The following is a 12876-nucleotide window of genomic DNA, read 5'->3' as shown; positions in this document are numbered from 1 at the left end:
TGTTAGGAAAATGGAATGAAATTATTCCTCACCGGAGAAGCTAACGGAAGATGTACATAAGGAGGGGAAGAAGTGGTTTATGCCTACATGGTCCCTTTGGTCATTCTGGTTTGTTTCTTTATTGCTGTACTTTTATTGGCTGAGTGGTTTGCGGTATTTTTTTTATATACATTTATACTGGTGACATTTGTGCTTCCGTTTATTCTTCTTTATCAGGCAGAAGGAGATAAGATGGATGAAAAGAATAGGAATCCGGAATAATGAAAAAGAAGAGAGAAACAATACATGTCCATATCTTTGTTGTAAATTGTAAAGAGAAGGCGATTATTCTATAAGAATAGTCGCCTTCTCTTTCGTTAAATTTGGATAAAATTAAGTAATTTTGAGTTCGAGATAATTGAAGAGTTCTTAACTATGGCACTAAGTAATCGGAAATAATCAATAAGGTAAAACGTTAAATAATGTATGATGAATAAGATTAGCTTTATAGGGAGTTGATACAATGGATTCAACACAACAAAACAGCCACGCCTGGGATAAAAAGGTGGAGGAAGGTTCAAGATACACGCAATCTGTAAGCGGTGATGTGATTGAAAAAAGTAAAGCTGGGGATTGGGCAATTACGGTCACCACGGAGAAATCGGTGCCAAGAAATTGGTTTCCGGAATCCTTAGAAGGATGGAAGATTCTCTGTCTAGCATCAGGCGGGGGTCAGCAGGCACCGGTACTGGCGGCGGCAGGAGCAGAGGTTACGGTTATAGATTTATCCAAAAAGCAGTTGGAACAAGATGAACAGGTAGCTGAACGAGATGGATTAACTCTTAAAACTGTACAGGGGGACATGTCGGACCTTAGTGATTTTGAGGATGAAAGTTTTGATATGGTCGTTAACCCTGTGTCTAACTTGTTTGTAAAAGATGTTCATGTAGTATGGAGTGAAGTTTCGAGAGTATTGAAGAATAAAGGTATTTTAATTGCCGGCTTTACGAATCCTTTATTATGGATTTTTGATGATAATCAAGAAAGAAAAGGGATCCTGGATGTTAAGCACTCCATTCCTTCCTCCACATTGGATTATCTCCCTGAAGATGAAGTTCATGACTACATAAATTCAGGTCAGACTATAGAATACGCCCACACGCTGGAAGACCAGATTCAGGGGCAGATGGATGCGGGATTTGTGTTAACCGGTTTTTATGAGGACGATTTTGGCGGGACCAGAGTATTAGACAAGCATATTAAAACGTTTATGGCAACTAGAGCAATTAAGATGAATGTGGAGTCTATGTAGAGTCTGTCTAACCTTCTTGTATTCCGAAATGTAAAAGGCTCCGTCGATTTCCGACGGAGCCTTTTATAAAATGATCTGCAGAATAAGAAGCAGCTTCCTATATAAAACATTTGTCGACGTTAGGTAAGCCGTTCTTAACAGCGGTTATTTATTATTTTTTCGTTCCAGTTGACTCCATTCCTCATTGACTACAAACGCCAGGTCATCGTTGCCAAATAAAGACAAGATTTCTAATAAAGTTTCTACAGAGATCTGGTGGGCTTCCGATGGAGGGAGTGTTAATTCGGCGGCATCTTCCAGAGCAGTATTGGCTGGCTGATTTGGATAAGCTTTTCGATAAACTTCGAAAGGATTCAACTCGTTGTTTACACACCATTGAGCAAAAATCAATATCATCTTTTGTTCATCCTGCTTGTATTGGTGAATGACTTGCTCTTCCATTTCCTTCCGGTCCATTGCTCAGGCCCCCTCAGAATAAATTAGATTGGTGTTCTATTTTCTCACTATGAACAAATAAAACAGTAAAATTCTCTTCTTATCTATTTTAGCACTGATCCATATATTCTTGGTACTATGTCGATATTTTTCGTCAGTCTGAATTAAAAAGGATAAGAGAAAAAAGAGTCGCTTAGTTGAAATATGGAATTTTTAGAATAGTGTTGAAAATTTTAGTAGAAAAGGATATGATGGCGTAATATTTATTTTTACTAATCCTAAAGAGGTGATGAGGATGCGTCAGGAAAAAGCTGTGGAAATACTAGTGAACAGTTTAAAAGAAGACCCTGCTGTCCAAAGTATATTTTTAAAAGGATCGATGGGAAGAAATGAGCACGATCAGCATTCCGATATTGATTTATATTGTCTGGTAAAGGAAGAAGAGGAAAAATCATTTCTATCCCGCAGACTGAATCATCTCAGAGCCTATAAGGAGTTCATGTTCTACGACGATATCTTTATCATAGCCCCTCAGATTATAGCGATCTATAACGACTGGCTTCATGTGGACCTATTCACCGTTACAGATAAGACCTTTCAAAATAAGGATTATTTTACAGTTCTGTACGATCCAGAACATCTCATGGATAAGTATCAGGCTGAACATAAATTGACACTTTCAGAAGCTGAATTTAAAGATTACGTTATCGACACAGCCTGGTTTTTGTTTCAATATAAAAAAGCGAAAGAACGAGGGAATGCGGTGTGGGCGCAAGAGATGCTGCGTTACGCGATGAGCAGTCTTTCCAATGTCATGTTGTATGGCTATGCAAGAGATCGCTCGCGCCTCGGACTTAAAGCCATCGATGAAAATTTGCCACAAGAAAAAAGAGAGAGGATGATTGAGATATACGAGTATATAACTCCATCTTCTCACGAAAAAGCGGTGAAACGTATGACGTCCCTATTAAAGGTGGAAGTAAACTGGATCCAAGAGTTTTTTGAGGAAAAAGATCAGACAATCGGATTGTAGAAATTGATGATAGAAAGATTCTCTAACAAAGGGGAGTTAACCCCTTAACCTCACTAGAAAGGATGCTTGCAGATGTTTAAACACGTTATCAATGAACATACGGAACTTCGATTATTAGAAGAAAGACATGCAGAGGAGCTGTTTCAATTAACAGATTCATCGCGAGAGAGTCTAAGGCAATGGCTTCCGTGGATTGATGCTACTAAAACCGTGGAAAATTCCAGGGAGTTTATAAAGGGCACATTAAAGCAGTTTTGCAATAATGATGGTTTCCAGGCTGGGATCTGGTATAAAGGAGAGCTTGCCGGAGTGGCCGGACTACATACGATCAACTGGTCCAACCGATCTACTTCTATTGGATACTGGCTTGGAGAATCCTTTCAGGGGAAAGGGCTCATGACCCAGGCGTGTCAGGCAATCGTAGATTACTGCTTTCAAGAACTAGACTTAAAAAGAATTGAAATTCAAGCGGCCACTGGAAATGAAAAAAGTATAGCTATACCGCATAGACTGGGCTTTAAAAAAGAAGGCTGCCTTGAAAAATCCGAACGTCTTTATGGTGAATATGTCGATCATTATGTGTTTGGGTTGATCAACGATACACATAGTTGATGTTCTCTATCCGTGTGCTCTACATTTTTTTATCCAGCCATTCAGATGAACAGCTGGATAAAAAGATGGCAGGAGAACAGTTAGTACAGTAGTAATGATGTAAATGTATACTCCTGAAATTCGAACTTAAAGTTTATCTTTTATTATGGTGTTCACAAGGGGATTTAGATTCGTGACGACATTGGGAAGTATTGATGACGCATAAACAGAGGACCTTGCAAATCTTTACCTTTCTTTTTACAGTTGAAAAAACATGAATATCTTCAATAAAAGCTTTTACTTCAAAATAAGGAGGTAAGCATTTCTTTTTTTCAAGAATTACTAATTCACAAAAGGGAATATCGAAATGAAAACTATGGAGAGGCTGATCAGGTTTTGCTGCCGTGTACGTTATTTTTTGTCTGACTACACCACTTACTAACAATTTTTTATCGTAAGGAGAGTCTATAACTTTGGGGTCATTAAGGACAACTGACGCGCTAACCTTATTTACTTCCTCAATGTTAGGTTTGGGTTTTGGAACAAATGCGTTTTCAATGATGGTGAACTGTTTAAAAGCAAGCGGGCATTCAGGGAATTCATGTTTGCAAGCAATACCTGCATAGGAGATCATTTCATTTGGATTGAAAGTGGGCATGAGTACACTCCTTTATCATTTTTCTTTTATCAGTATATAGATATAAATAAGACTCGTGATGAATAAAAGCAAAATAGGCTCCCCCGATTGAAGGGGGAGCCTATGGGTTTATGCTAAGAAAGGTACCAGAGCATCATTAATTGTGGTGTATGCGAAAATAATTACGCACTTACTAATGGTACGAGGATCCAGAAGGCTGATTTCGACGTCTTCAATTAATACAATTACAGGTCCTGCTAATACATCGTTCAAGGATAGGCCCAAGCTGGCTAAGAAGCTTGGAACGGTTTCACCTTGTGGAATGTTTAGTGGGATATCAATAAAGGTACAAAATGGATGTTCGAAGTGAGCCGAGTGCACAGACTGGTCTTCTACAAGAGCAGTGTAGATCACTTTTTGCCTTAGAAAACCATCAATAACTACTTTGACACCAGTTGGGGTGAAGATTGTTCGTGTACCGGTCACCACAGCTTCAATCAAAAGCGTATTGATTTGTTCAACATCAGGTTTTACATCTGGAATCGTTAGTCTTTCTTGTATAGCCATTTGCATGCTTGGGTTATTTGCGTCGATTACCGGAAATTCATTGGGGTCTGCAATCCCGATAATTTGTACGAAATCTCTTAAAATTCCACCTGCCATATTAATCTTCCTTTCAATTTTAATTTTATGGGCAATCAGTGATGGTGTTTCCAAGTAATCCAACAATCGGAACTGTCAAGATAGGTACAGCACCGGAGGATAAGACTAGTGTGGCGGTGTCAGCAGTTGTGTCAACGGTTAAAGATAGATTCAGGTCTGCACCTAGTACTCCTGCATCCACCCCTTCGGCCAGAACTGTGAGTGTAGTGTTATCGGCACTGCAGGTAATGTCTGTAATTAACTCAGAACCAACCGCAACGGTTAGAAGATCGACTCCTAATGCTGATAAAGTGAGGTCGATAAAGCTCGCATTTGCATCGCAGTTCGGACAGATTCCTACGTCAAGTGTTGCTGTTACGTCACCTAGGACTGGAGCCGTGATATCAGCTGTAAGTCCTGCAGCGCTAAATGAGCAATCACATGTTAGAGGAAATAAATCTGGATTCAAATCTGCATATACAAACAAGATGACACATTTACTTACTGTTCTAGGGTCGAGGAGGCTAATTTCAACATCCTCTATTAAAATGTTCACATCTGATGCCAAAATATCATTAATCGAAAGTCCTAAAGAAGCTAGATAAGCAGGTACCGTTTGACCAGCTGGTACATTTAGAGGGATATCAATAAATGTACAGAAAGGATGCTCAAAGTGAGCCGAGTGCACGGATTGTTCTTCCACTAAAGCAGTGTAAATCACTTTTTGTCGAAGAATCCCTTCCACCACAACTTTAACCCCTACTGGAGTAAAAATGTTACGTGTACTTGTAACTTCAGCTTCGATAAGAAGCGTATTAATTTGTTCCACATCCGGTTTAACTTCGGGGATCTCCAACCTCTCTAAAACTGAAAACTGGGTGTACCTTGTGTCTTCGCCTATTACTGGAAATTCTGATGGGTCAGCAATTCCAATAATTTGAACAAAATCTCTCAAAAATCCACTTGCCATTTCTTCATCTCCTTAATTTGTTATTCTTTACATAGTATTAAAGAGAATGAAAACGGTTTGTGCTAATTTCAAAAGGTAACAAAAATAATTAATCAGTCTAGCAATCTTATTTGAAGTATAAATAAATCTTGAGGGGAACCAGTGGATTGAGGATAGGTTGATTGGAGCATAGTTAAAAAATTTGGTGGAATACAGTCAAGTTATCATAAAGATTATACGGCTGCTTATCAAAGTCTTGCGAGAAGGAAGACGGTATTAAGACAAAAGTTCGCTCCAATGAAGTAAGGGGATAGGATTCAAATGAACAAGGCTCGATTTAATCTAGTAACGTTAATAGTAAATGCAGGACGCAATTCCTTAGTGAGGAAATGCGTCCTTTTTTAATGTGCCCGGCATGCTTGCATGCAGTAATCGCTCCTTGAGGAATTGCTGAATCACCAGAAGTTATCGGAAGCTTAATTTCCCTCCTTCCAGAAGGTAATTGAGGGGCTGAAACAAAAATATTATCTTGACAAACAAACTACTTAGCAATACTATATACTAGTAATAAGTAATACTAAATACCGGAATCCCAGAATACTCGTATTTTAGAGCAGATGGAGGCAAACATGGAAAATTTCAGAGAAATGATGAAAGGGGTTCTTGAGGGCTGTGTGCTTGAGATCATCAGCCGCGGCGAAACGTACGGCTACGAAATCACTCAGCAGCTGCGGGAACTTGGATTCACGGATGTGGTGGAAGGCACCGTTTATACCATTACGATGCGGCTTGAGAAAAACAATTTGGTGGACATTGAGAAGAAGCCATCCACTAAAGGACCACCGAGAAAATTTTATACCCTTAATGAAGTCGGTCACGAACATCTTAAGACCTTTTGGAATAAATGGGAATTCGTCTCAAGCAAAATTAACGAACTCAAAACCAAAACCGAAAAGGAGAAGAGAATATGAGCATTTTTGAAAAAATTACTGGAAGTCTGGCTGATAAGCGGGAATGGAGAGCGATGGAGGCGCGCGCAAAGGCACTTCCAAGTGATTATTATAATGCTTATAAAGCGATCCAAAAGTATATGTGGACCACGGGAGGTCCATCAAATTGGCAGGATACCAGGAGGATCTTTGGCGGTATTCTCGATCTCTTTGAAGAAGGTGTTGCGGAAGGCAAACAAGTCACGGAACTCACCGGTGAGGACGTAGCTGAATTCTGCGACGAGTTAGTGAAGGATGAGGAGACTTGGAAGGATAAGTATCGCAACAAACTGAACGATACGATTGGTCGTGGGTGACGAGGGAATCCTAGTGGTTTTTCTAGCATCGATACTATTTTAGCAAACATTGATACCCTAGTTTGAGGCTTGCTCCGCACAAATATTATTATAGATTAAATCAAGAAAAAATTTTATACTCTCGATTGAATAGCTTATTACTAAAAGGTGAAGGTTGGTAAGACAAATCAGAGTAAATCATATGGGGCGGATCCTACTACGAGGATCCGCCCTAAGTTTTACTCGTTTTTATGAGGTATGATTATCATCTTTTAGATGAATATTATCTTTCGCCATACCAAATTCTTTGACTATATCCGTAAACTTACAGGTATTCCCTTTAATATACAGCTTTAAGAAGGATTATTAGTTTTGAAATTGAAAGAGTTAGAGGAAGGTTTCTCACTAATTAAATTTAGAGTAGTTGTAGCATGACTTTTATAAATCACGGAGGTGAGAACGATCCAACCAAAAATCATTTTTATAGAAGAAAAGAAGCTGTTAGGAAAATCTAAACGGATGTCTTTAGATGAGGATTATTCGCAAGAACTTTGGAAAAGTTTTATGCCATACCGTAATTCTATTCCCAATCGTGTTGATGATCTGTTTTACAATTTAAAAGTTTTTGATCAACCTTTCGATCCCGAAGAATTTGATTCTGCCACAACTTTTGTGAAGTGGGCTGCTGTTGAGGTCGCTCAGCATGAGTTTCAAGAAGTGACGGATATGGAAACTTATTTATTCAGTGGAGGCTTGTATGCCATGTTCTTGCATCACGGGCCGGCAAGTAGTTTCAACCAAACCTTGCAATACATATTCGAAGAGTGGCTGCCGTCTTCGTCCTATGACTTGGATGATCGGGAGCATTTTAAGCGTCTATCGGAAGACTATCATCCCGCTGATTCTGTAGCCGTAGAAGAAGTATGGATACCGGTAAAATCCATCGGAGCAGATCATTAATAAATGTTGTTTGAAGGGGAGGAACATGTCAGTGCTATTACCCGGCGACCCTTCCATTCCGTGGTCTACATTTGCAAAGAAAGTGGATAGGAAAGTGGTGATCATCCAGGACAATAATAATAGAAAATCAGTTGGTTTTACGACTGAAAATGTAACGGAAGAAGTTTATGAATCTGAGAAGATTTTAAAACGAACTCAAATTTTAAAGTCTGACTTGTTAGATATAGAAGCCATATCCATGATTTCAAAAGATACATTTAAACCTTATAAACATAAAATTTCCACCAACAGTACTACCAAAACAGTAGAGTATCTTGGTTCATATATCCAACTAATTAAAGGGGATTCAGAAAAAAAGATAAAAATAGAAAATGACCTATTTGAAAACCATTCGGTTGAAATGGTGATCCGATTACTCCCCCTGCAGCATGGTTATTCAACTCATCTATTCGTTTTTCATGCAGGTAAAGAGAAAATAATAAAAGTTTCCATTAGCGTTGTGGCAAAAGAATTTGTGAAAAAGAACGGACCGAATATGGTTGAATCTTGGAAAACAGAAGTGAATTTTGAAGGTACTATACAAATTTATTGGATAAGCATCAAAGAAAAAGAGTTATTAAAACAAGAAAATGTCTTATCTGGAAATGAGAAATTGATATTTGAAAGGGAATGAGCTGCTCGAAGATATCTTGCTCTCTATTCTTCAAGTATCGTGTGATTCTTAATGGGAGGGAAAAGAAGGTCCATATGATACATATTATGAAAGCTAATCCTACTCATGTTAAAGGAATTTCAAACGTTTGTACGAATGCATATTGGGCTACATACGGGGAAACTCACTCAGAGGAATATATATAAAGAGTTATTAACGATTATTATAATTACGAGAGAATAACAGGAGAAGTAACAGAATTTAATCGGAATTGGGGTGGTTATTTTGTTGCTGTAGAGAACGGAAATGTAATTGGTGCAGGAGGCGGAGGAATGATCGATGATGGAATCGGAGAATTATTCGTTTTGTATCTTGATCCTGATAGAAGAAATGAAGGAATTGGCACAAAATTACTGGAGACTATTACTCAGCAGCAAAAAGTGGAGTATGGAGCAAAAGAGCAGTGGGTCTCTGTTCAAAAAGGAAATCGGAAGGCGATTCCTTTTTATGAAGCCAAAGGTTTTAAATTCAGGCATGAAAAAATTCCACCTCAAAACCCTGAGTATATCAAATTAAGATACTCCAGGCTGATTTAAATAGCCTTTGACGTAATTCCACCTTTAGGATTACGTCTTTTTACAAACTATTGCAGGTGAGTCTGCACAAAAGGGAGGGGAACTTTTGTTAGAGAAAGAAATGGTAAAGATTATTAAAGCCAGTTATCCGAATCTGCCTGTACAAGAAGTGAACCTAAACACTAAAGGATGGGACAATGATGTTCTGATCGTAAACAAAGATGTTGTATTTCGATTTCCTAAAACATTGGAAATTAGAAAGAAAGTCTTAAAGGAAGCTTCGATATTAAAGCTATTAAAAACCAAAGATCCGCTGGTACGGATTCCTAATTATGAATTAGTGTATAGGGACGGGGAATTTGTGGGAGTCACCTATTCCTATCTCAAAGGCTCTTCATTAAGTGAATGTAAAGAGGATAATATACACGACAATCTAGACAATGCGGTGTTAATAGGAGATTTTCTGACTAAATTACATACGATAGACTTATCAGAAATTGGAGATATAGGACGTATTCACACCGATGCCTACTGGGATAATCTCTATAAGTCAGTTAAAGACCATATATTACCAAATATCAATCGATCCATTCAAAAAGAAGTGGAGGATTTATTCGAACAGTTCTTGTGTGCTGATCAAGTTCCTATTAATACAATTATTCATGGGGACTTAACCACATCAAACATCATTTACAACCATGAGGAAAATGTCATCAATGGGGTTATAGATTTTACTGATACCCAATGGGGAGATCCTGCTTTTGATTTTGCAGGGCTCTATTGGTCATACGGACCCGGCTTTACAAAGGAAGTACTAGCTTCTTACAGAACTGAAGAAGACAAAGAGTCATTATTTGAAAGAGTACAATCTTTTTATGGACTACAACCTATCTTTCATAATGTATTGTTTGCTATCGAAAATAATCAAACTATAAATTGGGACACTGCTTTTGAAAGATTTACTTACCTTCATTCTTTCAGGTCTAGCTAAACGTGGCTCGGAATTGTAATGAGTTTAACTCAACAGGGGAACAAACATACAAGGTGAAAATTCTTAGAGAAATACATCCTTTGGTTTATTTATGAACTTTCTCATAGCATTGCGATCATAATGCTTTGAATTACTGACAAGGAGGAATTCAAGATGATAAGTGTTGAAAAAAAGGACCTTGTTGAAAAATGGTTCAAAGAATATTTTACAAAAGGGAATCTGGAAATCTTAAATGAGCTTACAACTGAAGATTTTTTGTTTTTCACTCCCATAATGGCGATCACACAAAAGAAAAAATGAAGGAATTCATGGAATGGTATCGATCCGTTTTTCAAGAGGATGAGTGGGAGATTAACGATTTAATCGAGCAAGAACAAAAATTAGCCGTTCGTTATACCGGCTGGATGACCTATAAAGGCGGGTGGTTTAACATCCCATCAGAGAATCAGCGTGTTAAAGAGACAGGTCTTATGATTTTCTATTTTAGAGGCGGCAAGGTTAAGGAGCTCTGGTGTGAAAATAGTGACGCGGCTATTCTATTTGATTTAGGTGCATTACAGCAAAATACTCACAAAACTTTTTAATTACTTAGCAAATGGATCGTTAAACTAAGATGCTATATATCTTAAACTCTAGTCTTATATAAAAAAGGTAACCTAATTAATCTAAGGGAGGGGAGTTTTTTGGGTTCCACTATCAAATTACAGCTAACAAAAGAGGAAAAATCGCTCCTTAGAAAATCAAAAGTTAAAATAAGCGAAATACATACGCTTACTACGGAACAAATAGCTGCTATGTTGAACATTCCAAATGAAAAAGCAAAGGTTTTAAAAGGGTTGGCTGAATTTCAAACGGTCCCTTCTATTGGTTATCAGTTAGCTGAAAAATTGGTTTATAAATTGAACTTTTTTTCATTATCGGAAATTAAAAACAAGAATGCTGCTGAGCTTTTTGACCAATTAGAGAGACAGCTAGGTGTATGGACGGATAGTTGTGTGGAAGATCAAGTTCGTTGTGTGGTGAACTATGCAAACAATCCTGAGAGCAGTAAGCAGTGGTTTGATTTTACAGAAGATAGAAAGGAATATCGAGAACTATATGGTTTCCCCGAAGATAGGCCTGTAAAAGGGTGGTATGAGTGAATGCTACTCGGTACGTACTGATGGCAAGTTAATCTGCCGAATGAAATTACATTAAAACATTGAAAGTCTGGAAAGAATTACGGGTTCTGACTATCGATACGCATATTGAAGAAAAGGCTGATCAGCTAATGGTCAGTCTTTTTTATATTTCATCGTTTTGCCACATTTATATTCAATAATTAATTTACATTATACCCCAATGGGTATATAGTGGAAGAGTGAAAAGTTAGAAGAAATAAGGAGGATGAAGTATGTTTCTTAAATATTTCTATGACAAGCATTTAGCACAGGCTTCCTACCTGATCGGATGCCAGGCTACGGGGGAAGCGGCTGTTATCGACCCAGCTCGTAATATCGAACCTTACCTTTTGGTTGCCCAAGAAGAAGGTTTTTCGATCACGAGGGCGTTGGAGACTCATATTCACGCCGATTTCGTATCAGGGGTGACAGAATTGGCGCGGAGAACCGGGGCGGTGATTTATCATTCTTCCGAAGGTGCAGAGAATGGTGGATACACGTTGGATCCTTACTTGCCCCAGCAGGGTCTTAACCACGGCGACGTAGTCTCTGTCGGAAATGTGAAGTTGAGAACGCTTCATACTCCTGGACATACTCCAGAGCATATTTCTTTTGAATTAACAGACGGTGCTCAAGCGGAACAACCAATGGGGGTATTTACGGGGGATTTCGTGTTTGTTGGAGATGTCGGGCGACCTGATTTACTAGAAAAAGCGGCAGGGGTGAAAGATTCCGCGGACAAAGGTGCGCGGCAGATGTTCCACTCGCTGCAGCAGTTCAAAGCATATGAGGATTACGTCCAAATATGGCCAGGGCATGGAGCGGGCAGTGCATGCGGGAAGGCACTGGGAGCTGTTCCGACGAGTACAGTCGGGTACGAAAGAAGGTATAATCCTGCTTTTCAGCTGACAGAGGAAGAAGAATTCGTCCGCTTCCTGCTTGATGGTCAACCGGAGCCACCAGCGTATTTTGCTACCATGAAGAGGGTCAATCCATCGGGGATGACACCGCTTGCGGAAGTACCTGGCGGGGTGTTAATGGATCTCAAAGGAGATTCGGTTGCGGCATTAGCAGCTTCCGCCTCTGCTATGGTGATCGATACCCGGAGCGCCCGCGATTTTGCTGGTGGAAGCATTCCCGGCACGATCAACCTTCCTTATCCAGGCCCCTTCGCCGAATGGATGGGACGCCTGGCCGATGGTGCTGTCGACTTGTACATGATTGCTGAACTCAATCATGTTGATGAGATTCGGACGATCCTTACCTCTATGGGTATGGACCGAATCAAAGGGTTCTTTGCGCCAGGTGTTGTGAAGACAGCAACTTCGCTTCGTTCCTATACAAATAGCACTCCAAAAGAAGTGGAGTACGAGAAGAAAGTAAAGGATCTGCAGATTTTGGATGTCCGTTACCAGGATGAATGGGAGGCGGGGCATATCTCGGATGCGATTCATATCCCACTTCCTGAATTGATGGAAGAAGCGGGGCGTTTATCTAATGATCAGCCGGTCGCCGTTCACTGTGCCTCCGGAATCCGCTCTGCCATCGCTGCAAGTATTCTGTTGAAGCACGGGTATGAAGTGATTAATATGGTTGGTGGATTTAATCGCTGGCAGCAAGAACAGCTGCTGACCACAAGCGGAAGCGGAAAAGGTGTGACTGAAGTTTCTTAAAT

The 12876-nt window shown here is 39.4% G+C and carries 18 protein-coding genes; 14 read left to right on the top strand and 4 right to left on the bottom strand.

The window, feature by feature from the left end; all coding sequences use genetic code 11:
- The first annotated feature begins 72 nt into the window (after positions 1-72).
- Together BMZ06_RS01935 and BMZ06_RS01930 are read left to right on the top strand one after the other, a co-directional pair.
- A complete protein-coding gene (locus tag BMZ06_RS01935) occupies positions 73-261 on the top strand; it encodes a hypothetical protein (RefSeq protein WP_089749607.1) in 189 nt (62 codons plus the stop codon).
- Positions 262-502: 241 nt separating this feature from the next.
- A complete protein-coding gene (locus BMZ06_RS01930) occupies positions 503-1291 on the top strand; it encodes a class I SAM-dependent methyltransferase (protein WP_089749606.1) in 789 nt (262 codons plus the stop codon).
- Positions 1292-1435: 144 nt separating this feature from the next.
- Here BMZ06_RS01930 and BMZ06_RS01925 read toward each other — a convergent pair whose 3' ends face one another.
- Positions 1436-1747: a hypothetical protein gene (locus BMZ06_RS01925; RefSeq protein WP_089749603.1), complete on the bottom strand. Its 312-nt coding sequence runs from the start codon at positions 1745-1747 to the stop codon at positions 1436-1438.
- A gap of 274 nt (positions 1748-2021) precedes the next feature.
- Between BMZ06_RS01925 and BMZ06_RS01920 the strand changes: the two genes are divergently transcribed.
- Together BMZ06_RS01920 and BMZ06_RS01915 are read left to right on the top strand one after the other, a co-directional pair.
- Positions 2022-2759 carry a nucleotidyltransferase domain-containing protein gene (locus BMZ06_RS01920; protein ID WP_089749601.1) on the top strand — a complete coding sequence of 246 codons (738 nt, stop codon included), beginning with the start codon at positions 2022-2024 and terminating at the stop codon, positions 2757-2759.
- A gap of 72 nt (positions 2760-2831) precedes the next feature.
- Entirely contained in the window at positions 2832-3371 is a 540-nt protein-coding gene (locus BMZ06_RS01915; RefSeq protein ID WP_089749597.1) for a GNAT family N-acetyltransferase, read from the top strand.
- A gap of 133 nt (positions 3372-3504) precedes the next feature.
- Here BMZ06_RS01915 and BMZ06_RS01910 read toward each other — a convergent pair whose 3' ends face one another.
- From BMZ06_RS01910 to BMZ06_RS01900, 3 genes are all read right to left on the bottom strand, one after another.
- Entirely contained in the window at positions 3505-4008 is a 504-nt protein-coding gene (locus BMZ06_RS01910) for a DUF3794 domain-containing protein (RefSeq protein ID WP_089749594.1), read from the bottom strand.
- Between the two features lie 108 nt (positions 4009-4116).
- Positions 4117-4650, bottom strand: a complete 534-nt coding sequence (locus tag BMZ06_RS01905; RefSeq protein ID WP_089749592.1) for a DUF3794 domain-containing protein — start codon at positions 4648-4650, stop codon at positions 4117-4119.
- Between the two features lie 25 nt (positions 4651-4675).
- Positions 4676-5599, bottom strand: a complete 924-nt coding sequence (locus BMZ06_RS01900; RefSeq protein ID WP_089749590.1) for a DUF3794 domain-containing protein — start codon at positions 5597-5599, stop codon at positions 4676-4678.
- A 608-nt stretch (positions 5600-6207) separates the two neighbouring features.
- Here BMZ06_RS01900 and BMZ06_RS01895 point away from each other — a divergent pair.
- From BMZ06_RS01895 to BMZ06_RS01855, 10 genes are all read left to right on the top strand, one after another.
- Positions 6208-6549, top strand: a complete 342-nt coding sequence (locus tag BMZ06_RS01895; protein ID WP_089749587.1) for a PadR family transcriptional regulator — start codon at positions 6208-6210, stop codon at positions 6547-6549.
- Positions 6546-6884, top strand: a complete 339-nt coding sequence (locus BMZ06_RS01890) for a DUF1048 domain-containing protein (protein ID WP_089749585.1) — start codon at positions 6546-6548, stop codon at positions 6882-6884. Before BMZ06_RS01895 ends, BMZ06_RS01890 begins: the two co-directional genes overlap by 4 nt.
- A 432-nt stretch (positions 6885-7316) precedes the next feature.
- Positions 7317-7823: a GyrI-like domain-containing protein gene (locus tag BMZ06_RS01885; protein ID WP_175477763.1), complete on the top strand. Its 507-nt coding sequence runs from the start codon at positions 7317-7319 to the stop codon at positions 7821-7823.
- Positions 7824-7848: 25 nt separating this feature from the next.
- Positions 7849-8496, top strand: coding sequence for a DUF3108 domain-containing protein (locus tag BMZ06_RS01880; protein ID WP_139205788.1), 648 nt, complete (start codon positions 7849-7851; stop codon positions 8494-8496).
- 191 nt (positions 8497-8687) lie between these two features.
- Complete coding sequence (locus BMZ06_RS01875; protein WP_342708341.1) at positions 8688-9071, top strand: GNAT family N-acetyltransferase; 384 nt, start codon at positions 8688-8690, stop codon at positions 9069-9071.
- Between the two features lie 85 nt (positions 9072-9156).
- Positions 9157-10041, top strand: a complete 885-nt coding sequence (locus tag BMZ06_RS01870; protein WP_089749580.1) for an aminoglycoside phosphotransferase family protein — start codon at positions 9157-9159, stop codon at positions 10039-10041.
- Positions 10042-10194: 153 nt separating this feature from the next.
- Positions 10195-10341: a hypothetical protein gene (locus BMZ06_RS20545; protein WP_175477762.1), complete on the top strand. Its 147-nt coding sequence runs from the start codon at positions 10195-10197 to the stop codon at positions 10339-10341.
- A gap of 8 nt (positions 10342-10349) precedes the next feature.
- The gene (locus BMZ06_RS01865; RefSeq protein WP_175477761.1) at positions 10350-10625 is read left to right on the top strand and encodes an ester cyclase; all 276 of its coding nucleotides are present in this window, start codon (positions 10350-10352) and stop codon (positions 10623-10625) included.
- A gap of 99 nt (positions 10626-10724) precedes the next feature.
- Complete coding sequence (locus BMZ06_RS01860; protein ID WP_089749576.1) at positions 10725-11183, top strand: helix-hairpin-helix domain-containing protein; 459 nt, start codon at positions 10725-10727, stop codon at positions 11181-11183.
- A gap of 251 nt (positions 11184-11434) precedes the next feature.
- Entirely contained in the window at positions 11435-12874 is a 1440-nt protein-coding gene (locus tag BMZ06_RS01855; RefSeq protein ID WP_089749574.1) for an MBL fold metallo-hydrolase, read from the top strand.
- Positions 12875-12876 lie beyond the last annotated feature (2 nt).

Source organism: Halobacillus alkaliphilus (genome assembly GCF_900113125.1).
Taxonomy (GTDB): domain Bacteria; phylum Bacillota; class Bacilli; order Bacillales; family Halobacillaceae; genus Halobacillus; species Halobacillus alkaliphilus.
Note: the sequence above shows the minus strand (reverse complement) of the source record. Positions and strands in the feature narration are given on the sequence as shown.